The organism is Ochrobactrum sp. P6BSIII (genome assembly GCF_014138065.1).
Classification (GTDB): domain Bacteria; phylum Pseudomonadota; class Alphaproteobacteria; order Rhizobiales; family Rhizobiaceae; genus Brucella.
In genome coordinates this window covers 156,636-178,542 of record NZ_JACGXB010000011.1, presented here as the reverse complement: position 1 = coordinate 178,542, position 21,907 = coordinate 156,636, and the positions used below count along the sequence as shown (strand labels likewise).

Genomic DNA, 21,907 nt, shown 5'->3' with positions numbered 1-21,907 from the left:
TCAAGAGGGATTGAGGATGCCAAGAAAGAGCGACATTCGGGCCACGAGCGGCACCAACCATGAAGGCACAAGTGCGCATAATCGCCGGGTGATTATCGACGCGCTGCGTCAGAACAGATCGCTTTCACGCGCCGAGCTTGCGCGTGCCACAAACCTCACGAAACAGACCATCTCCAACCTTATTGAAGGCCTGGAAAGCGATGGATTGGTGAGTTCGGAGAACGTCGTCAGGCAAGGTCGCGGACAACCGGCGACACCTTATCGACTGGTGCCGCAGGGAGCCTTTGCATTGGGCGTCCAGATCGACCGGCATTTGACGCGGATTGTCGTCGTCAACTTGATTGGCGATGAAGTCATACGTCGGGAAGCGGCCCTCCCACCCGATAATCCTGAAAAGGGTTGCACTATCATTCTGGAGGAAATTGCCAAAGTGCGGGCTGCACTCGCACTTGAATTTCCCCATGGACACTACCGAATGTCGGGGCTTGGCGTCGCGATGCCGGGACCTTTCGGCACGCCGGTTCCCGAGGATGACCGATGGGTGATGAGCGCATGGCAATCTTTCCCACTGATCGACAGGCTTACCGAAAATACCGGTCTGACAGTGACATTGCAGAATGATGCCACAGCCTGCGCGCGTGCAGAAAAAATGGTTGGTCTCGCCGACGGGCTCGATAATGTTGTCTGCGTTTATATTGGATATGGCGTTGGCGCCGGTCTCATACTGAATGGAGAAATCTATACAGGCAGCAAGGGCAATGCGGGTGAAATTGGCACTATGCTGATGGCCAATCGGGGTCCGGGAACACCACTGGAACACCATGCCTCTCTCTCGTCACTCTATAAACATCTGCAACTCGACGAGGCACAACCTGATCTATCGGCAGAACTTGAAACCATATTGATGCAGAACGACCCTCGCGTGGAAGCCTGGCTGGAACGGGCAGCTTTGGAGCTCAGATCCGCCATCCATACAATAGAGGCGATTTTCGATCCCCAAACCGTTATTCTGTGTGGCGGAGCGCCGAAACTATTGGCCAATCGGCTTGTAGACCGGATCGAGCCGCTCGTTTCTTCCAGTGTTGACTATCCCGTCCGCACGCTACCGCGTCTACTGGTCGGGATAACGGATATATGGGCGGTTGCACGGGGAGCGGCATTGGAGCAGATCAGCAGACATTTTGACCCGCGCTTTGCAGCTCTTCTGAAAAGTGGAGCTTCTGCTTAAGGCCATAGTGACAGGCTTTAGGTCGGGCAAATTGCCATGCAAACCAGCGATAGCCTTATCTTGACAAAACGCGCGGTTTCAACTGTTTACATCCAACCATTTCGGCAAGCCATGCGCTACGCGACCTGTCCGGGCAGCCTGCGCACAGCTCTCAAGGCTACCGAAACGCACCGCGCGACCGGATAGTCCTGGACCGTAGTGTGCATATTTGCCGGAGTTGGTCATAAGCGCTTTGGCAGCAACCGGGAAAACCGGCTCCGAAATCGAACACCAGCAGAGATCCGGAATAACCTGAACGCCCGCGGCTTCCAGTCTTTCCAGCGTGCCCTCATCCCGTGCGCTGGCAATAACCTGGCGTCCCGCCGTTATAATAGTGGTCGTAACCGCTTTTCCGCCCTGCAATATATCCGCAAAAGCTCGGCACTCTTCAAGAGAAGCATGTGGGCTACCGATCGCAACCAATTCCACATCATCGGGTCCGTCGTTCAACAGCCGCCAGCCCTCCGCCATATCGTGTTTCGTGATGCGGGCCGTGTCAGCCGAGAGTGAAATCAGATGCGCCTCCGGCGTAACACCCTCAACATGCAGCATAGGTGCAGCGGAAGTCGTACCGAAGGCTGCACACAGAGCCTTCAGGTTTTCCGCCGTTGGCTTGGCATGCTCAAGCCCCCTCAAAAGAGGAATCCGGTCCGGCGAAACCTTGCCCACCAGATAACCGATCAGTGGCCAGAATGCGTCGTCAAATTTTTCCGGCATTTCAATATGAATAATACGCTCTGCAAACCGATGTTGATCGAGATAGACACCGGACAGCGGTGCGCGCCCGGTAATCGCAATACAAAGATCAAGGAAATCGGGATGTTTCGCCGTACGTGCCCCAAGCACGGTATTGGCATAAATGACCGCATTGCTTTCCGCCCATGCGATCATTTCACCCCGTTCAGGAGCCGTATCCAGAAGGTACGGCGAACAGGTAAACGTATTCTGGCATCCCATGCGCACATAAGCGTCGGCAAGCTGTGCGGCAGGCCGTCCAAAACTTGCAGGCACACCTTGCGCCTGCCAGCGCTCACGATCAACCGAGATAGCATTCATTGTTGTCGGAACACGCACTCGCGCGCCCATATCCGCCATTTTCTCCGCAAAGATCAGGTTGGCCGGGCTTGCATAGATGCAACCGTCGATATGAGCCTGCGCGACGTCGATCAGGCGTTCTGCCCCTTGGTTTGCAGCCATGGCGCAGATGATTTCCATGGCGAGTTTGGTGACTTCCCCTTCTGCGCCCGCCATCATGGCTTGATCCGCATCTGTAAGATCGGGGCCCATTTCCTTCGACGTGGAAAGAGGCAACCGAACACCTGGCGCAGTTATTGCCGTTGGCGTGATTGCAGCCTCACTCTCGTTTCGCAAACGCTCCCAATCTTCCGGTGCCAGTCGCAGGACAGGCAATGAATGACCAAACATCTTGTCCGCGATCAAGGCTCCAAGCGTCACCACGTCTTCAGCTTGACAGAAAACCAGCGCAGCAGGCGCCATGCCATTCAACGCAAGATCAAGCAGCACGCCGGAGCCTGTGCAGGAACCGCGCGTCGATGGCATCATAAGCACAACGCCCTTGATGCTCTGCCCATGGAGCGGATGGTGCACGTCAATGATCTTGCCCGAAGAGGGATCAACACCGCCCCAGAAGCTGAGCGGCTCAGTTGTCGCGAGGATCGGCCCCTCGGCAGTTCCGGCCAATATGCTTTGGGCTGTTGTGTTCATAGAGAATGACCGCTTGCTGCTGCTATTGTTGAATGGATGCGAAGAACCATACTGGTCTTCCAATTTAGAAAGCGGGTCAAGCGGCTTGTTGTACGAACGTCCAACGCTCTGGATAAGACCGACGCACAATCAAGCAATCAGACCGCCGGCTTTCAGGACTGCATCTCTCGTATCGACATCGATTCGGGCTGCGACGCCGATTGAAACTTCAATAACGGGAATTCCACTCGCCTCAATGACATGCCTTGCACCAACATCGCCGTGAAGGGCAGAAAGCGCGTCAAAAAGCTATCGTGGCAGAATGCAAGGATTGCCCCGCTCGCCCGCGTCAGTAACGGCGCGAATGACAGCATTTCCTTCATGTTCGCGGAAACAGCCAATCATCGCGCGGATGTGTTGCGCATTGACGGCGGGCATATCGCCCAGATGGATCATCACCCCGTCAGACCCTGCCGGTATTGCTAAAAGAGCTATCACGATCGAACTCGCAATACCGGTTGCGTAGACCGGGTTGTGAACGACAGCGACGTCCAGCCCCTGTAGCGCTACCGCAACATCTTCCGCCATATGACCGGTGACGACGATAACCCTACCGCTATCGGCTTGCATTGCAACCTCAACGGAACGGCGCACCAAAGGTTTGCCGTCAAAAATGGCGAGCAGCTTGTTTGCACCCCCCATGCGGGAAGATCGTCCGGCAGCTAGCACGGCAATTGTGACCGCAATATCCCGCTTCATTTTCGTTCTGCCATCCCGGCGCAGTGCATGCCGGGATGGCGGGCACTTATCCTATTCTTTGCGTACCACGCTTGTAACGCCCATGGCCATCACGAAACGCATCCACCAAACCGGAAACAGGCAAAAATTCCCGCTCTATTTCTGGCACCGTGGCAATTTCCGCACCAGCACCAGTCGCCGCCATCATACCGAGCCGAGCCGCGCCAAATGCCGCACCAAAATTGCCGCTGACCGGCAACAACACCGGGGTGTTGAGCACCGACGCGATCACCGACAACCAGTAGTGTGATCGCGCTCCTCCGCCAACAGCAACGAGTGAACTTAGCTCGGTGCCCGTCGATGCCAATGCATCGCGGCAGTCGGCCAATGCAAAAGCGATACCTTCCAACACTGCACGTGTTGCTGCCACCTGATCGGTTGCATGTTCCAGCCCGAGGAACGCGCCACGGATATGAGCGTCGTTGAGCGGTGTGCGTTCTCCACCCAGATAGGGCAGAAACAACGTTCTTCCCGGCGCCTCAAGCGCCCCGAGATTTGCGGTGAGATCCTCTGCATTTTTCCCCACCAGTTGGGCGAACCAATTGAGAGCGTCGGTCGCAGCGAGAATGACGCCCATCTGGTGCCATGTCTGAGGCAGCGCATGACAGAAGCTATGTACTGCCGATGCGGCATTGGGCCGATAGCCATCCGTTGCTGCGAACAAGACACCAGACGTACCAAGCGATACGAAGGCCTGCCCAGCATTCACAACACCAACGCCAACGGCCGAGGCTGCATTGTCACCAGCGCCACCTGCAACGACCACATCGGGCGAGAGGCCAAATTCCGCAACAAGCTCCGGTCGCACCCGGCCAGATATGGCGGAACCCTCCACCAAGGCGGGCATCATGCTACGATCCAGTCCAGTCAATGACAAAAGTTCGTCTGACCAATCGCGGCGTGCACAATCGAACCAGCTTGTTCCCGCCGCATCGGACATTTCGGAGACATGTTCTCCGGTCAGCCAAAGCCGCAGATAATCCTTTGGCAACAGGATTTTTCGTACCTTCGCGAACGTCTCAGGTTCGTTTTCGCGAAGCCATACCGCCTTTGGTGCTGTAAAGCCGGGGAAAACGATATTGCCACTAGTGGCGCGAAAGGTCGGGATCGCATCAAGCCTAGCCGCCTGATCGGCAGCGCGAACATCGTTCCATAAGATGCACGGACGAAGCACCTGTTCCGACGCATCGAGAAACGTTGCACCATGCATATGCCCTGACAGGCCGATACCACGCACAGAAGACAACCCTCTCTGATGCGCTAGTGTCTCCAGCACGAGCCGGGCAGCCGACAGCCATGTGTCCGGCTCCTGCTCCGACCAGCCATCATGCGGACGGCTGACCGTCAGTGGCGCACGCGCTTCCGCAAGGATTTGTTGACCGTCATCGATGAGAATGCCCTTGAGGCCAGAGGTTCCCAGATCAAGTCCTATATACATGTGCAGCTCCCGACCTTTATCACTCTATGCTGCTACAACACGTTGTCCCGTCGCTGTGTCGAAGATGTGCAGGTCAGTTGCATCAACGTCGACACCGACAGTTTGTCCTTCGCTCAGGCGCACGGCGGATGGAACTGTGATGTTGAATTCATGCAGCCCCGTTCGCAATGTCACTAATCGTGTTTCGCCATGAAACTCATTGCGCTCCACCTGCCCTCGGAACACACCGCCGGTATCGTTGAGCCGAAACGCGCCGGGACGGATACCAACCGTGACATTCTCCGGCTGAACCGAGAATGGCGCTTCAAGGCGAAGCGTTCCATCACCAAGCATTCCATCGGCGGCACGCATCTGGAAGAAATTCATGTTGGGTGTGCCAATGAAACCTGCTGCAAACAGGGTTGCAGGCTTATGATAGATTTCCTCCGGCGTGCCCATCTGCTCGATGTGACCATCCTTCATCAGGACAATGCGGTCAGCCAGGGTCATGGCTTCAAGCTGGTCGTGGGTGACATAGATACTGGTGGTTTTCAGATCGCGGTGAAGCCGCGCGATTTCAACGCGCAGACTGCCTCGCAATTTGGCATCGAGGTTCGACAAAGGTTCGTCAAACAGAAAGACGTCCGGCGTCTTGATCATGGCGCGTGCAATGGCCACGCGTTGCTGCTGACCACCGGAAAGCTCCGTCGGTTTGCGCGCGAGATAGGGTTGTAGCCCAAGCGCCTCGACAACTGGAGCCAGGCGCTCGTCGATGGCGTTTTTGCCAACGCCTGCGCGTTCCAGTCCGAACGAGATGTTTTCACGTACCGACATATGCGGATAGAGCGCATAGTTCTGGAACACCATGGCGATACCGCGATCACCGGGATCGCGGTCGTTCACGCGTTGATCGCCGATCAGAAGATCACCGCCGGTGATGTCTTCGAGCCCTGCCACCATGCGCAACAATGTGGATTTCCCGCAACCGGAGGGGCCAAGGAACACGACGAACTCATGATCGCGAATACTCAGATTGAAGTTCCCGATCACCTCATGGGTGCCATAGACCTTACGGATTGACCGACATTCGACTGTAGCCATCAACCTAACTCCGTATCGAGAATGATCTGAAGTTTCACATCCGTTGGGCGACCTTCGGCGGCACGCACGAATGCGGTAATTGATTCATCGAAAGTGAAGGTACCGGACACCAGCGGCTTGAGATCAACTTTGCCCGCAGCGATCAACGCAAGCGCCCGGTCGAAAACATTGGCATAGCGGAACACTGTTTCGATGCGGCATTCACGGGCAGTCGCACCGGACACGTCGAACAGGACCGGTTCCGGCGGAAGACCGACCAGCACAACCGTGCCGCCGGGACGGACAATCTTGAACAGATCACGAATTGCCGCCGGAGCACCGGAGCATTCGAAGACGATATCGGCACCCCAGTTTTCGGTGGCCTCATTCACGGCATCCAAGATGTTCACTTCGCGCAGATTGATGCCGGTAATGCCCGCATAAGTCTCCGCGAGCTCCAACTTCGCTTCCGACAGATCGGAAATCAACACGCGGGAGCAGCCGCCTGCCAGCGCTGCCAACGCCACCATGATGCCGATGGTGCCGCAACCGGTGACCACCGCCGTATCGCCGGGGGAAATGCGCGCGCGTGTTGCAGCCTGCATACCAACGGCGAAAGGCTCGACCATCGCCCCCTCTGCAAAAGAGACATTGTCCGGCAGCTTGTAGGTGAAATTGGCCGGATGCACCGTAACAGGGCACAGAACGCCGTGGATTGGCGGCGTGGCCCAGAAGCGAACCGCTGGATCGACATTGTAGATGCCAAGCTTGGACGGACGCGACAGCGGGTCGGGAATACCCGGTTCCATGCAAACGCGATCACCGGGCTTGAGATGAGATACATTGGCTCCAACCTCAATGACCGTACCCGCAGCCTCGTGACCGAGTACCATCGGTTCGTTGACCACGAAATCACCAATGCGACCATGGGTGTAATAGTGTACGTCACTGCCGCAAACACCGACCGTGTGGAGCTTGATGCGTACATCATCCGCTCCCATTTCGGTTGGAAGATCGATATCCCGCAGATTGAGTTCGCCGACGCGCTCCAGAACAAGTGCTTTCATTTGGTCAGTCCTGATTTTGTTTCTTGGAAAAAGCTGCATTGAGACCACCGGCAAGCAATCCGAGGAGGATAAGCGGTGGCAGGGAGAGCAAGACGACAGCGGCGTTGAGAATGCCCCATGGAACATTCATGCCAAGCTGAGACATTTCCGAAGCGATGATCGGCAGCGTCTTCGCATTTGAGGTGGTAAGCATCATGGCCAGCAAAAACTCGTTCCAGACGAGCACGAATGCGAAAGCTATGGCACCGAATATCTGGAACCGCGCAATCGGCAAGGCAACGCGAAAAAACGTTGCGTAACGGCCAAGGCCATCGACACGCGCGGCTTCTTCAACATGAAGACTGACGCGCTCAAAAGCCGGAACTGAAAGCCATATCGTGATTGAGGCCGTGGTGATCAGATAGGTCACGATCAACGACAGACGAGTATCATAGAGGCCAAGACCGAGCCAGATGACAAGCATCGGGATAGCCACAGCCACCGGCGGTAGAAAGCGCAGCGATAATACGAAGAACTGCGCCTCAGCGGTTATCCGGTTTTTGTAACGCGCAATCACATAGGCTGCTGGCACGCCCAAAAGCGCACCGATGACAACTGCGGACGAGCAGATGATGACCGAATTGGTCAACGCGCGTGCCACCGAGCGGCGGTTGAGCACGTAACTCATATTGTCCCAGACCGGCTGGAACACCAGTTTCGGCGTACTCACCAGCAGATCTGCATTGGTCTTGAAGGCGTTAAGAAGCGTCCAGAGAAGCGGTAACACCACCAAGGCGGCCGCAAGCAACAGAAGGGCACGCAGGAAGAGTGTAGAAATCTTCATCGGTTCAGCCTCTTCCATGCGACGGTGAATACGACGATTGTCAGAACCATCATGATGACAGCCATGGAGGACGCGTAGGAAATCTTGCCGGACTCGATAAAGCCTTGCGAATAGGCGTACATGTCGAGCGTTTCGGTCGAGATGCCCGGCCCACCCCGCGTCATGACATAAACGAGATCGAAAGAACGCAGGCTCTCGATCGCCTTGACGAGCAACAGGCTTATCAGTGGCACTTTGAGCATTGGTATCGTGATGTATCGATGGATCTCCCAACGCGTCGCCTTGTCGATCCGTGCAGCCTCGATGGGTTGCGGCGGCAAAACCTCCAAAAGCTTCAACACGATGACCGCGAAAAACAGGCCCCACTGCCAGACATCGACGAATGCCACTGTCAGGAGCGCACCCCACGGAGTGGAGAGGACATCGGGCGTAGCGCCGGTCAGCTCCCTCACAGGCCAGGTCAGCGCGCCATAGAGGGGATGGAACGCAAATTTCCAAACGAAGGCGGCACAGACGCGCGGCAGCAGAACAGGTATGATGAACAGGATGCACAATATAGTGCGCATTCGCGTGCTGGCGGCTTCGAACATGGCAATGCCCAAACCGACACCAACGAGCATGGTCAGCGCCACGGTCAGCACTTCCCATTTGAGCGATACCCACAGGGCATTCAAAAAGCGCGGATCGCTGAAGAGCGCCACATAGTTTTCAAACCAGATATATTGCGCCACACCTTGTGAAAGGGTGCGGTTCTGGAGCGAGATATTGATGGCGAACAAAGTTGGCACAAGCGCCAGCACCATCAGGATAATCAGTGGCGGCCCCAGAAAGACGAAGGGCAGAGATCGTCCACGTTTCATGAAACAGTCCTTGACCGAAAGCGGTTCCCTGCCTTGGCCGCTTATTGCGGACAGGGAAAAGCAGCATAGAATGAAAAGTCGGTGACACCGGACACACTCTCCCAAGTGTGTCCGGGACAAGCGTTTTGGCAAAGCGATCAGAGTTTGTTTGCGAAGGCCTCAAGATCGTTAAGCGCGCCCTTGATGTCGGTGCGGCTACCGGTGATCAGCTCTTCCAACATGATACCCCACTGGTTACCCAGCTCCTGCCAACGCGGATCCTGCCAGAAGGTAACCTGCGTTCGCTCTCCGGTAGCAGCCATGGCATCGGAAAGATTCTGGCCAAAAGTCCTGGCATATTCGGAGCTCTGGAACGTGCTGGTGCGGGTCAATTCGCCCGGTTGACCGGCAGCAAGACGCCGCGCTTCCTGTTCCTTCGATGTGGCCCACGCCACGAACAGCCCTGCACATGCCTTGTCTGCATCCGTTGCGTTCGCTTTGGAGGCAATGGCAAAGCCATGTGCATAGCCCGCACCTGGAAGAGGTGTCGGCGGCACAGAGAAGCCGACCTTGTCGGCGACCTGGCTTTGCGCCTTATCGACGGACATGCCCCCCAGCGGAGCGGATTCGATCAGGATTGCCACTTTACCCGCGCGAAACGCGCCGGTGGATTCATCCCACGAACCGGTCTGTGTGCCGGGCGCAGAATATTTAAACAGATCCAGATATTCCTGTGTCGCCTTTACAGCCGCGTCGGAATTGAATGCCGGCTTGCCGTCCTTGTACCACTCGCCTCCAAGCGCTTTGAACAAAGGCATCCAGCGCCAAACATTGGCGCCTGAACCGCGCTGTCCGCGCAATGCCGTGCCATAAACACCGTTCTGGGGATCGTGCAGCTTGGCAACTGCAGCCTTATATTCGTCCCAGGTCTTCGGTGGTTGAATACCCGCCTTCTCCAGAAGATCGGTGCGATAAACAAGAAGGTCGCCGCCGCCTTGAATCGGAGCAAACCACTGCTTGCCATCGTAAGTCGCAGCAGCGCGCATACCGGCATCGAAATCGTTGTAGTCGTATTCCTTCGGATAGAAGCCTTCGAGCGGCACAATCCAGCCCGACGATGCGAACAGGGCCAAATTGGCTTCATCCACGTAATAGACGTTGTAGCTGCCAACGGTCGAGGCATCGGCCTGTGACTTGGCGCGGCGGTCATTTTCATTCAGATAACTGATCTCGAAACCAGCGCCCGAAAGCGTCTCGAACTCATCGACTTCTTTTTCAAGAAGGGTCAAGCCGTCGCGTGGCTGCGCGAGAATGCGCAGGTCTTTCTCACATACGGCTGCGGCAAAACTGTTGGAAGCAGCGACGAGCGCAACCAATGCGACGCCCGAGCCAAAAATAGCACGTTTCATTGACATCCTCCCCATAAGACGCTTTTGATAAGCGCCTGACACGTGAAATTTCATAGAACATCAGCGAAAGCACTAGATTGCTTTTCGACATCAACTGATACTATTATGACAAAATATAGGGATTATTTCCGATCAGACATGTCAATTCCATCGAAAGAACCACTGCAGACACCGAATGCCTTTGCGGCGACACGCGAAAGGATTCATCTGCCCGAGGGAAAATCCTATCTCATCCGGCGCGATGACTATCCGATTGCGATTTGTATCTGGAATTATCATCCCGAATGGGAAATCCACTATATCCCAGACGCCAAAGGCCTCGCTTATGTCGGTGATTATGTCGGCTCCTTTGCGCCCGGCCATCTGGTGCTGACGGGAACCAACCTGCCGCATAACTGGATTACGCCCGGGGCGACTGACCTTCCCGGACGCGATCTGGTGTTGCAATTCGATGCCGATGCACTGATAGGAGTTCGCGCTATCTGCCCGGAATTCGATGTGCTTCATCGTTTGAAGCCTCTTTCGATGCAAGGCATCGAAGTAATGGGGGCGGCGGCGGCGCGGATTGGTCAGATGATTCTCGATCTGAACAAGAAGGGGAGTAGCAGCGGATTGGGCTTGTTTATCGAAATCCTGCAAGCCATTGAAGCCGCCCCGGAAAAACGCCTTCTGGCCAGTTCGCATTTCGTCTCGTCCTACAACGAGAATTCGGACAAGCGCCACCGTCGCATCGATAAAGCGATACAGTTGCTGCAATCCACACCCTCAATGCAGATGCAGGATGTAGCGGCAGCTGTGGGGCTGGAGTCTTCCGCTTTTTCGCGAGCCTTCAAACGACTGACAGGGTTGGCTTTTTCCGATTACAGCCGGTCTGTGCGGGTGTGGCGCGCGCGCACGCTCCTGACTGAAACAGAAAAGCCGGTGACGGATATCTGCTTTGAAGCAGGCTTCAACAATCTGTCCAACTTCAATCGCTATTTCCGGATGGAAACTGGCCTGACACCGCGCGCATATCGTCAGGTTGCACGCATTCGCGCCAGTTCCATTGATGCTGTCCACGTTCAGATGCCGTTGAAAAGCGATGGATGAATTAATCCAAATCAACACAATAAGTTAGGAAGTGATAAATCCAATTATATAGCATGAACCGGAAATTGCTTAAATCCGGCTTCCCCCTCTTGTGTTAAGATATGGCGTTAATTTCGTTCACTCAGAACGCAATGTGAACCTGCTTTATTCCGACATTATCCAGCATTCGATCAATCTCGTGAGTGATGGAAAAGACCTCCGGTCATTGGAGAAGCGGAGCCTGTAGTGTCAACCGATCTTGAGAAAAAGCAGCGCAGAATACGCAGCCTTCCGACCATGATCATTGTGGCCAAACATACGCTTGCACGCACATGTGTCGTTAAATTCCTCGCTCACGAACTCGCCGGGTGGGATTTTATCGATATGGCTTCTACAGCCGAGTTGGCCAAGGCAATTGGAAGGGATGTCGCGCTCATCGCCCTGGATCTGGCGGGGCGGGCAATCGATAACCCAACCCTGCTGGAAGATTTGTTGGCGGCTCAAACCCATTTCCCGGCAGCCTCCATTGCCTTGCTTTCCAACCGGGACGATATCGTCATGGAGTCGGAAGCGATCAAAATGGGAGTGCGAGGCTTCTTCACATCGTCCCTTCCAATAGAAATTGCATTGGCAGGTGTGCGGTTGGTGCTCGCGGGCGGAGTATTCTGTCCGCATCCGCTGGGCGCACAGGCCAGCATCCAGCGGACAATCTCCATCACCGGCAAGTCAGCTCTGGAAGAACAAAATGTCGATGACAATGAAACCATGAACCCCACTCCCAGACAGGCAACCATAGCGGGTTTTACACCGCGGGAAGTCGATGTACTTACCGAACTTCAGCGCGGCCATTCAAACAAGATTATTGCGGAAAAGCTCAACATGTCGGGCAATACCGTGAAGATGCATCTGCAACACATCATGCGCAAGTTGCGCGTGCAGAACAGAACAGAGGTGGTGCTTCTGCTTGGCTCAAGAAACTCTCCTGGCATCAACACGGTGCAATAGGTCAACGGCGTTCAGTTCTCCCGAAAAGCCCTATGGAAACTATCCAGCAACGGCCTGACAGCGTAAAGAGCGACGCTGCTCTCGCCAGTCTCGATCAAAGCTTGAACCGGCATTCCGGGGATCATTTCTATGTCCCCTGCCTGCATCAGCTCATCATCGGTGACACGGATCGTTGCGGCATAGAAGGGCTGACCCGTTACTTTATCCAACAGGCGATCAGCAGAAACATAAGTGACCTTCCCTTTTAAAAGCGGCACGCGCCGTTGATCATAGGGCAACAGGTGCACCTGCGCATTCAGACCCGGATGCACAAGATGGATATCTTCAGGTCTGATATGGGCGGACACGACCATATTACCATTCTGCGGCACCAGATCGAGCAACGGTTCACCTGCCCCAATCACTCCGCCTGTCGTATGAATGCGTAGATCCATGACAATTCCCGTCTCTGGTGCCTTGATCGCCGTGCGGTTCAACTGATCATCAATGGCGCGATATCGTTCGTTCAACAGAAACAGCTGGTTTTCAGTATCACGCAGTTCCTTTGCAATCTCATTTTGCCGGTCGCTTTCCAGCTTGATGAGATTGGCCTGCGCCTCATTGATAACCTGATAAGCGCGGGAAATCTGAGCCGTCGTTTCTCCAAATTGTCCATCAAGGTCCGCTTTTTCCCGCGCGAGGTTCAGCAGGCTCGTTTTGCGTTCAAGACCTTTCTTGACCAAAGGATCAATCATGTCCAACTGCTGACGTGTAATTTCCACCCGCGACGACAGCGCCAGTTTTTGGGCTACCAGACCGGTGATCTCCTGCTTCACCTGCTCCATTTTTTCATGCGTGATGGCGATTTCAGATTGGTAGACATCGCGCCGTGCTTCAAAGATTCTACGCTGCCCCACCACAATCGCGTTTACCGCCGGGTTTTTCGAGACAAGTCGCACCAACTCAGACGGAAACACGAGTTCTGTCTCATTTCCCTGCTCCGCGACCAGCCGTGCACGGCTTGCCTCAGCATCCCACAATTGACCCTGCACGCCGACAAGCTCCGTCCTCGGCTTGGTATCATCAAGCTTGATCAACACCTGCCCGGAAGAAACCAGATCTCCATTGTGGACATAAATCTGCTGGACAATGCCACCTTCCAGATGCTGAATGGTTTTACGACTGGTCTCCGCCTCGACGATGCCCACCGCGACCGCCGCACTTTTGAGCGGCGCCAGCATTGCCCATAATCCAAACCCGGCTAAGAACGTCAAAACCAGCATATTTCCTGTCCAGGCAACCCCGCGCAGCCTTGGTCGGGAGGTCAATGGTGCTGGCAATGTGTTGCGTTGATGTACACGTATCGGCGGAGACGCCAGCCGCCACAACATCAGCTGCTGCGCAACCGGCGCCAGATAGGATTTGAAAGCGTTTGCCACCCTCAATGGAACATCAAGATGGACCAGTGCCATTGCAATGCTCCTTCATGGTCCAGTTTTCGCGGGAACGCGAAGGAAAGCATCGAAAATTTTCTCGCTATCACCAAAGGCGCTGACCATACCATCCCGCATCACCGCGATCTTGTCCGTCACGGGCAATATGCCCATTCGATGGGTGATGATGACAATTGTAATCTGCCTGCATTTCATGCGCTCAATCGCGTCAAACAACAGGCGCTCGCCTTCATAGTCGAGACTTGAATTCGGATCGTCGAGCACCACAAGAGGCGGGTTTCCGTAGGCAGCGCGCGCTAATCCCAATTGCTGGCGCTGCGCCCGGAGGAGAAGAGCCCCCCCTTCGCCGATATCCGTCTCATAGCCCTGCGGCAACCGCATGATCGCCTCATGCAGCCCAACCAGTTTTGCGGCGTCGATCACCTTTTGTGGGTCCGAACCATCAAGCCGGCCAATAACATCCTTGATCGCACCGCCGAAAAGCTCGATGTCCTGTGGAAGATAGCCAATGTGACGGGCATTGTCGCAATGGCGAAGCAAGGAAATGTCGATTCCGCCCAAAAGGGCACATCCACATGTCGGCCGTGAAACACCCGCCAAAATTCGCCCAAGTGTGGATTTGCCCGAGCCAGAGGGACCGATTAGCGCCACGCAATCGCCCGCCGCCACTTGAAACGATACGCCTCGCAAAATGAAACGATCCGATGACGGCAACCGATAGCCAACATTATCGACGACCAGCTGGCCCTTGGGTTCTGGCACAAGAATGGTTCGCCTGTCCTCTCCGGGAACAATGAGTGTTAGAATCCGGTTCAGGCGACTGAACGCGCCGCGAACAAAAGCCAGCGCCCGCCAGGCCCCAATCGCTCCCTCAACCGGCGCCAGCCCACGCCCGAGAAGCAGACTAGCAACAAAAATAATTCCGGGATTGCTGTTGTTTTGCAGCACGAGCCATGTCGCCGCACCCATCATCACAATCTGCGTCAGTGTGCGTACCGATTTCGAAAATGCCAAAACAATCTCGGTCCTTCTTATCACACTGTCCTGAGCGGCCCTCACGGCTTCAGCATCTCGATAGATGAGGTGGGCCGCGCCATGCTGCATGCCCATCGCGCGAATAACGCCTATATATTTCAGGGCCATTGTGAAGCGGGAATGGCTTCGCGCCTGTGCGAGGTTTGCCTGTTCGTTCAGTTCCCGAGTCACAAACTCGTTGAGCATCGCCAAAAACAGCAAGACCACAGCGCTGCCCAGTCCGATGAAACCAAGCAGCGGGTGGACCAGAAAGAGCAATGCGAGAAAAACCGGAGCCCATGGCAGGTCAAACAACAATGCGCAGGAGGGTGAATCCAGAAACTGCCGCAAGACCGAGAGATCGCGATAGTGTTCTGCGGCGGCTCCAGCGTCAGCACGTGCCGCATATTCGAACGATGCGTTCATAACAATAGGGCGCAACTGGTGATCAAGCCAGCTACCGATCCGTGATAATGCAGCGCGGCGCACGATATCGAGCAACGACCCAACCACGACCGCCACGGCGATGATGATCGTCAGCATCAACAGGGTGTCGACACTGCGGCTCGACAGAACGCGATCATAAATCTGGAGGAGATAGATGGAAGGCGCGAGCAGGAAAATATTGTATCCGCAACTATAGGCAAACACCAAACCAAAGGCACCGTAACACCGACGCAGCGCTGCGACCAAAGGGGTCACCGTATAACGAGGTTGCGCGAATGCCGCCGTCATCGTCCAATCTCCGTTGGCATACCGGGCTTGCACAATCGGTGCGAATGCTCGCAACGCATCTTCAGCTTAGGGGCTAGTCCGGCAAAACGGGAGAGCAGCGGCCTAAGCCGTTGCTCCCAGATCGAATTTCTCTTGTTCCAAGTGAAAACCAGCTGCCGATCAGATCGGCATGTGGCTCAGATCAATATCGTGAAAATTGTCGTTGAAGCTATTAACAAAGCTCGCGATATCATTGGTAGTCGTCGTTGTGGTGTGGGTTTCCGGATTTGAGTGCACGAGCGCAGCCGAGATATCGCCGCCGCGTGCCATGTTTCCGTTACCGCCATTACCGCCAACGCCTGCAAGAATAGTGGCGTGCTGATCGGCAAGAAGCGAGGTATATTGAACGGCGCTTGTATCGGCAGTTGCTGCGCCCACGTTGCCACCGCTTGACGAGCCAAGGCTGCCATTGGAGTTTGCATCACCACCAGCTCCGCCATCACCGTTATTGGTGATATTGGCGAGGAACCCATTGGCTGCGTCTGCTCCACCGCCATGACCTGCATGGCCTGCGTCCCAGCTGGCGCTTAACCATGGGGAATCGCCGCTGTGCACATCCACAGTAGCACCTGCCACGCTTTGGGTGTTGGCCACCACTGCACTGGGATTGTAGTTGATATTACCGTAGTTATAGCCATCAGCACCGTTACCGGCATTGGCATCACCGGCATGCACGTCACTGAGATGAATTGTGTCGGATACTTGTGGAATAGGCATCGCTTTATTCCTCCCTGTTGTGGCCCCTGCCCTGTTTCGGTTGAACTCCGGTTCTGGTCACCCAAAGCGCCCATAAGTTGGCGTAACGAAATCAGATGGCCGACCGCGCTTAAAGAGTGCGCGTATTGTACATGTGCGAATAGCTGGAAATTCGGATATCTACTTTAGGGTGGGTCCGCTTTTGCGGATCATGCATGCAGAAGTGCAAGAATATCGTGAGCAAGCATATCATGGCTTGTATCCGATAAATTGTCGTGGCCACCCGCACCACCAATGCCAGCCAATTGGAGTGGATGCTGGTCGACAAGCAGATGATCTACCTGTTGGGCATCAGCCATTCCGCCAGCTGGAACCGCAATATTGATCGGATGGAAATAGCCGACATTCACATCCACCAGACTTCCGGCCGAGACACCATCGCCACCGCCTCCTGCGGCAGAATTGCCCGTAAAAATAGTATCTGACGCCAGGTTGAACCCGCCACCATTACCGCCAATCCCGGCGATCTGCGTACCACCCTGATCGAAAATCACATTATTCGTCTGATGTGCATCCGCATTGCCGCCAGCAGCGGCGACGGCGATATTGATAGGCGAGAAGATCGCCACATTCACGTCGATCATGGTACCTGCGAAAATACCCATACCACCATGTCCGGCATGGTTGTCGCCAGTGAACACATAGGTACTGCCCGTATCGGTATGTATCGGCGTTGCGGATACGGACCCGGCATAGTTATGATCACCGCCAGAGCCGCCAATACCTGCCATTTGATCTGCGCCTTGCAGAAAAGCTGCGGTATTGGTTTGATTTGCGGACGCTACGGAATGAGCCCCACCCGCGACCGCCGTATTCACCGGGGCGAAGACCGCAACATCGGAGCTGACAAGCCCGCCCAGAAAGATGCCGTCCCCGCCGCTTCCCGCGTGGTTGGATGTAGCCCCTTCCGTGCTACCGATTGCGGCATTGCCGCTTCCCCCATCACCGCCCATCCCCGCCATTTCAGCAACATGCTGATTGATCAGGGCATTGTTGAACTGGTCAGCGCCAGCTTCACTGCCCGGCGCAGCGATTGCGGTATTGGAGGGCACGAAAACAGCGGAAGCATCGCTGCTGATCACACCGACGCTCAGTCCCATTCCGCCACTTCCTGCTGAACTACCCGGCGTACTCGATGCGACATCGAAAGGCAGCCACGTCGGAACGAGTGCCAGATGCCCCGCAGCTGTACCCAACGCTGTGTTTTGCACACCACCGGCATTCAGGCTATCATTTTCGTTGGATATGGGACGTAGCTCAGTCATCACCCTTTCTCCTCACCAGCTTCCGGCCCTCGAGGCTCTCAAGGATCCTTTGCTCCACAGCTATTGTGCCTTGAATTGTCACAAAAGAAGAGCCGGCAATCCGTCTACATCCATATGGGTAGGGTATGTATCGCGCGTCGGAGCCGATTAAACGCCTGAAAAATGTCGTCGGCTAAAAATAAGTTATCTCCTAAGTATTTCCGCTTTTTACAACCTAGGATAATGTAAAAATTGCGAGTGCCGCTTTGAGTAAAGGGGAACGGATATGTCTATATTCCATTTGATCGCTACGGCGGGTGTCCCCTTTAGCCCTCTTCGAATTCGGCACTCATTATCTGATGCTCCACATTCTGGGGAATAATCCATGAGCCAATCAGTTCACCCACTTTTGCGTCTGCGAGACGGCCATCACGCGCATGTTACATATGAGGAGCTTTTCTTCGATCTCGTTTATGTCTTCGCGGTCACACAGCTCAGCCACATGCTGCTTCATCACCTGACAGCCTGGAGTGCACTAGAAACACTCGTTCTCTGGTTCGCGGTCTGGCTTGGCTGGCAATATACCTGCTGGGTTACAAACTGGTTTAATCCCGAGCAGCCAAAATTGCGCTTTGTTTTGTTCTTCTGTATGGCGCTGGCGCTGGTTATGGCGGCCTCGATACCGGACGCATTTGGCAAAAGTGGTCTTATTTTTGCTGGCTGCTATGTTGCAATGCAACTTGGGCGCACAGGCTTCATTGTCTGGCAATTGGGAAGTGACCACCCGCTAACCGCCAATTACCGGCGAATGCTGGGCTGGCTTGTCATCTCCGGTTGCTTCTGGATCGGCGGAGCCTTCGCAGAAGGCGAATTGCGACTGGCCCTTTGGGTCGTCGCAGCACTTTGCGAATATGTTTCGCCGATGATTGGCTTTGCTTTGCCCGGCATGGGGCGTTCGCAGGTCAGTGACTGGACCATCGAGGGCGGGCATCTTGCGGAGCGCTGCCAGCTTTTTGTTATTGTCGCGCTGGGTGAAAGCCTGCTGGCGACGGGAGCCACACTTGCAGGTGCAGAAAACTGGAACATTGCTGAGCTATCCGCGATGCTCGCCACTTTTCTCGGTACCATCGCCATGTGGTGGCTTTATTTTGGCACCTCAAGCAAAGACGCCACCGCGCGTATCACGCAAGCCCGTGATCCCGGGAAGATAGGCGCCTACTTCCACTATATTCATGCCATCCTGATATTCGGTATTATCGTGAGCGCCGTGGGCAATGATCTTGCCATGGAGCATCCTGCCGAACATGCCAGTCTCGCTGAAACTCTCGTCATAGCAATCGGTCCCGCCATCTATTTGATTGGCAGCGCCATCTATAAGTATGTCGTCTATGGCCGCGTGCCACTTTCCCATGTCGGGGGTGTCATCTTGTTGGCGCTCATTGCACCTTTCGGGCAGAGCGCCGATCTACTCACCCTTGGATGGCTGACAACAGCCATTCTCTTCGGTATAGGCTTGTGGGAAAGTCGCACAAAAAGCCAGAAAACCTTGCACGAAAGCGGTGCCCACCCATGAAAGTGGCCGCCGAGATCGCTATAACATAGCCGTCCTACTGGATCGCTGCGGCGCATCAACGAATGCGTCGCAGCAATCTTTCACGGTAGGTATCGACAATCACGGCAAGTATAATCACTGCGCCAATGATGATCGGCTTGTAATTGTCACCAATACCGAGCAACTGCAGGCCGGTGGCCAGCACTTGCAAAATGCATGCGCCAGCGAGTGTACCAACAATGGAGCCTTTTCCTCCGAAAAGGCTGGTTCCGCCGATGATGACCGCTGCAATCGCATTCAATTCATAACCTACACCGGCAATCGGGCTGCCAATATTCAAACGCAACAGATAGACAATTGCGGCGATGCCAGCAGTCACCCCCGAAATAACAAATGCAGCAATTTTATAGACGTCGGGGTTATGTCCCGACAGACGCACTGCCTCGTCATTGGCCCCGACTGCATAGATCATGCGCCCAAAGACGGTAAACCGCAGAATGAACCAGCCAACGAAAATCACGGCCACTGCAACAAGAAAGATCGAGGGCAGGAAACCACCGATTATGAGATTGCCGAAATCGACGAAGCCTTGCGGCAGTCCGGTGATGGTTGAGTTATTGGACACCACGCGCGCCGCGCCAGCAGCGATATTCAACATACCAAGCGTCACGATAAAGGAAGGTATCTTCCAGAAAGTCGACACTTTGCCATTGATGAACCCGCAAAATCCGCCAACTGCAATACAGGCCAATACGGCAAGCGGTATTGATAAGGCCGGCTCCAGACCCGACGTCATGATGAGCGAACCAACGACCGTGCAGAGAGCAAGTACCGAACCAACGGAGAGATCAATGCCGCCAGTCAGGATAACGAAAGTCATGCCAGCCGCTAGAACTGTGTTGATGGCAATCTGAACGAATATCTTCAATGCGTTGCCAGGCGTGGCGAAATAGGGCGCGGTGAGGGAAAATACCAGCGTGATCAATAAAAGGGCCAGAAAGACGCCTGCGTCTCGCAACAGGAAACGCTTCAACTTCTGGCGATCAGGCGCAACGGGCTTCTCGGAGATAGACGGCTTATCTGTCATGCTTGAACATGCTCCTGATAGGCAAGTGAGAGAATACGCTCCTGATCAAATTGCGACCGGGGCAGCTCTCCCACCAGCTTGCCGTTGGAGAATACGATAATGCGGTGGCACATACCGATCAGCTCTGGCAAATCCGAAGAGATCATGATGATCGCTTTCTGATTTGCGGCGAGCATCCAGAGTAATTGATAGATTTCGCGCCTCGCACCAACATCAACACCTCGCGTCGGCTCATCCAGTATCAGAGTGGAAGAACCGCGAAACAGCCATTTCGCAAGAACGACCTTTTGCTGGTTTCCGCCTGACAGATTGCGCACTGACGTATCAATCGACGCCGTCTTGATCCGCAGCTGTTCAACCAGTTTCGTAACGGCCGTTTTTTCCGCCCCTTTGTCCAACAATCCGCCATGCGAAATCTTCTTTAAATCGGTGATCGTGGCATTTAAGTCCACGGGCATGTCGAGCATCAGCCCCTGCCCCTTCCGGTCTTCGGTCAGGAACCCTAGTCCATTTCTGACAGCATCCTTGGGATCGCGAATGTTAACAGACTTGCCGTCCACACGAATTTGCCCACCACCTTTTGGATCTGCGCCAAAGATCGCGCGCATGATTTCCGTGCGTCCCGATCCCACCAGACCCGCCACACCAAGAATCTCGCCCCGGCGCACTGTAAAGGACACCGCGTTAGCTTGCATCGCTCGCGTAACGTTCTCAACCTCCAAAGCGACGGAACCCGGCGCGATAGACGGGTCAAAGCCGTATTCATCAGCGATATCCCTGCCAATCATCATGCGAACCAGATGGGGCACGGTCAGTCCCTGTAATGATCGCGTTTCGACCAACCGACCATTGCGCAACACAGTCACCCGATCACCGATTTCGAAGACTTCATGCAGGCGGTGCGAAATGTAAATGATCGTTACGCCTCTGGCCTTCAGTCTCCCGATAATGGCGAACAGCCGCTCAATTTCCGGTGGGGTCAGTGTCGCCGTCGGCTCATCAAGAACCAGAAGCTTGCTGTCATAGCCAAGCGCCTTTGCAATTTCGACCAATTGCATTTGCGCGACGCCCAGTTCGGAAACGAGCACGCGCGGGTCTAGGGCCAGACCAACCTCGTCCAGCAACTCAGTAGCACGCTTGTTTAGCGCTGTGCGATCCACAAGACTGTAGCGTCGCGGAAGGCTCTCCAGCATCAAATTTTCTGCGATGGAAAGATGGGGGAGCAGATTGAGTTCCTGATGAACAATCCGAATGCCCTGGACTTGCGCATCATGAGGCGTTTTAGGCTTATAGGCCTGATCATTCAGAAAAATTTCGCCCGTATCCGGTTGATAGATACCAGCAAGCAGCTTGATGAGCGTCGACTTACCTGCACCGTTTTCACCAAGAATGATATGCGTTTCGCCGCGCATCAGTTGCAGGTCGATACCGTCCAGAGCAACCACGCCCGGAAAGATCTTGCCAACGTTATCCAGTTTCAAGATCGCGTCGGCTGATGGCATGACTGCTCCTGCCTGCTCTGATAGCGGGAAGCCGCAACGAAGAGATACGCTGCGGCCTTGCTATCGTG

18 protein-coding genes are annotated in these 21,907 nt (G+C 54.9%); 4 read left to right on the top strand and 14 right to left on the bottom strand.

Features of this window, described 5'->3' with window-relative positions; translation table 11 throughout:
- The first annotated feature begins 16 nt into the window (after window positions 1-16).
- On the top strand, window positions 17-1,228 hold the full coding sequence (locus tag FHW00_RS16675; protein ID WP_078337308.1) for an ROK family transcriptional regulator: 1,212 nt from the start codon (window positions 17-19) through the stop codon (window positions 1,226-1,228).
- Window positions 1,229-1,306: 78 nt separating this feature from the next.
- Here FHW00_RS16675 and lhpI read toward each other — a convergent pair whose 3' ends face one another.
- The 8 genes from lhpI to FHW00_RS16635 form a co-directional block, all read right to left on the bottom strand.
- On the bottom strand, window positions 1,307-2,992 hold the full coding sequence (lhpI, locus tag FHW00_RS16670; RefSeq protein WP_078337484.1) for a cis-3-hydroxy-L-proline dehydratase: 1,686 nt from the start codon (window positions 2,990-2,992) through the stop codon (window positions 1,307-1,309).
- 288 nt (window positions 2,993-3,280) lie between these two features.
- On the bottom strand, window positions 3,281-3,730 hold the full coding sequence (locus tag FHW00_RS16665) for a nucleotidyltransferase family protein (protein WP_440630625.1): 450 nt from the start codon (window positions 3,728-3,730) through the stop codon (window positions 3,281-3,283).
- 46 nt (window positions 3,731-3,776) lie between these two features.
- Entirely contained in the window at window positions 3,777-5,207 is a 1,431-nt protein-coding gene (gene xylB, locus FHW00_RS16660; RefSeq protein ID WP_078337309.1) for a xylulokinase, read from the bottom strand.
- Window positions 5,208-5,231: 24 nt separating this feature from the next.
- Window positions 5,232-6,287, bottom strand: coding sequence for an ABC transporter ATP-binding protein (locus FHW00_RS16655; RefSeq protein WP_078337310.1), 1,056 nt, complete (start codon window positions 6,285-6,287; stop codon window positions 5,232-5,234).
- Window positions 6,287-7,333, bottom strand: a complete 1,047-nt coding sequence (locus tag FHW00_RS16650; protein WP_078337311.1) for an NAD(P)-dependent alcohol dehydrogenase — start codon at window positions 7,331-7,333, stop codon at window positions 6,287-6,289. Before FHW00_RS16650 ends, FHW00_RS16655 begins: the two co-directional genes overlap by 1 nt.
- Window positions 7,334-7,337: 4 nt before the next feature.
- Window positions 7,338-8,156 (bottom strand): carbohydrate ABC transporter permease, encoded by an 819-nt coding sequence (locus FHW00_RS16645; RefSeq protein WP_078337312.1) that lies wholly within the window; start codon window positions 8,154-8,156, stop codon window positions 7,338-7,340.
- Window positions 8,153-9,016, bottom strand: a complete 864-nt coding sequence (locus tag FHW00_RS16640; protein ID WP_078337313.1) for a carbohydrate ABC transporter permease — start codon at window positions 9,014-9,016, stop codon at window positions 8,153-8,155. Before FHW00_RS16640 ends, FHW00_RS16645 begins: the two co-directional genes overlap by 4 nt.
- A gap of 137 nt (window positions 9,017-9,153) precedes the next feature.
- Window positions 9,154-10,404 (bottom strand): ABC transporter substrate-binding protein, encoded by a 1,251-nt coding sequence (locus FHW00_RS16635; RefSeq protein WP_078337314.1) that lies wholly within the window; start codon window positions 10,402-10,404, stop codon window positions 9,154-9,156.
- A 138-nt stretch (window positions 10,405-10,542) separates the two neighbouring features.
- On the opposite strand from FHW00_RS16635, the gene FHW00_RS16630 reads away from it, so the two are divergent.
- Window positions 10,543-11,493, top strand: coding sequence for an AraC family transcriptional regulator (locus FHW00_RS16630; RefSeq protein WP_078337315.1), 951 nt, complete (start codon window positions 10,543-10,545; stop codon window positions 11,491-11,493).
- Window positions 11,494-11,769: 276 nt separating this feature from the next.
- The gene (locus tag FHW00_RS16625) at window positions 11,770-12,477 is read left to right on the top strand and encodes a response regulator transcription factor (protein WP_078337485.1); all 708 of its coding nucleotides are present in this window, start codon (window positions 11,770-11,772) and stop codon (window positions 12,475-12,477) included.
- Between the two features lie 11 nt (window positions 12,478-12,488).
- Here the strand turns inward: FHW00_RS16625 and FHW00_RS16620 are convergent, their stop codons facing one another.
- The 4 genes from FHW00_RS16620 to FHW00_RS16605 form a co-directional block, all read right to left on the bottom strand.
- Window positions 12,489-13,928, bottom strand: a complete 1,440-nt coding sequence (locus FHW00_RS16620) for an HlyD family type I secretion periplasmic adaptor subunit (RefSeq protein ID WP_078337316.1) — start codon at window positions 13,926-13,928, stop codon at window positions 12,489-12,491.
- A gap of 12 nt (window positions 13,929-13,940) precedes the next feature.
- Window positions 13,941-15,659: a type I secretion system permease/ATPase gene (locus tag FHW00_RS16615; RefSeq protein WP_078337317.1), complete on the bottom strand. Its 1,719-nt coding sequence runs from the start codon at window positions 15,657-15,659 to the stop codon at window positions 13,941-13,943.
- A 159-nt stretch (window positions 15,660-15,818) separates the two neighbouring features.
- Window positions 15,819-16,415 carry a PE-PGRS family protein gene (locus tag FHW00_RS16610; protein WP_078337318.1) on the bottom strand — a complete coding sequence of 199 codons (597 nt, stop codon included), beginning with the start codon at window positions 16,413-16,415 and terminating at the stop codon, window positions 15,819-15,821.
- A 188-nt stretch (window positions 16,416-16,603) separates the two neighbouring features.
- Window positions 16,604-17,719: a hypothetical protein gene (locus FHW00_RS16605; protein ID WP_078337319.1), complete on the bottom strand. Its 1,116-nt coding sequence runs from the start codon at window positions 17,717-17,719 to the stop codon at window positions 16,604-16,606.
- 364 nt (window positions 17,720-18,083) lie between these two features.
- On the opposite strand from FHW00_RS16605, the gene FHW00_RS16600 reads away from it, so the two are divergent.
- The gene (locus FHW00_RS16600; protein ID WP_078337320.1) at window positions 18,084-19,271 is read left to right on the top strand and encodes a low temperature requirement protein A; all 1,188 of its coding nucleotides are present in this window, start codon (window positions 18,084-18,086) and stop codon (window positions 19,269-19,271) included.
- Between the two features lie 55 nt (window positions 19,272-19,326).
- On the opposite strand, the gene FHW00_RS16595 is transcribed toward FHW00_RS16600, so the two are convergent.
- Window positions 19,327-20,337 (bottom strand): ABC transporter permease, encoded by a 1,011-nt coding sequence (locus FHW00_RS16595; RefSeq protein WP_078337321.1) that lies wholly within the window; start codon window positions 20,335-20,337, stop codon window positions 19,327-19,329.
- Entirely contained in the window at window positions 20,334-21,839 is a 1,506-nt protein-coding gene (locus tag FHW00_RS16590; RefSeq protein ID WP_078337322.1) for a sugar ABC transporter ATP-binding protein, read from the bottom strand. Before FHW00_RS16590 ends, FHW00_RS16595 begins: the two co-directional genes overlap by 4 nt.
- Window positions 21,840-21,907: the final 68 nt, after the last annotated feature.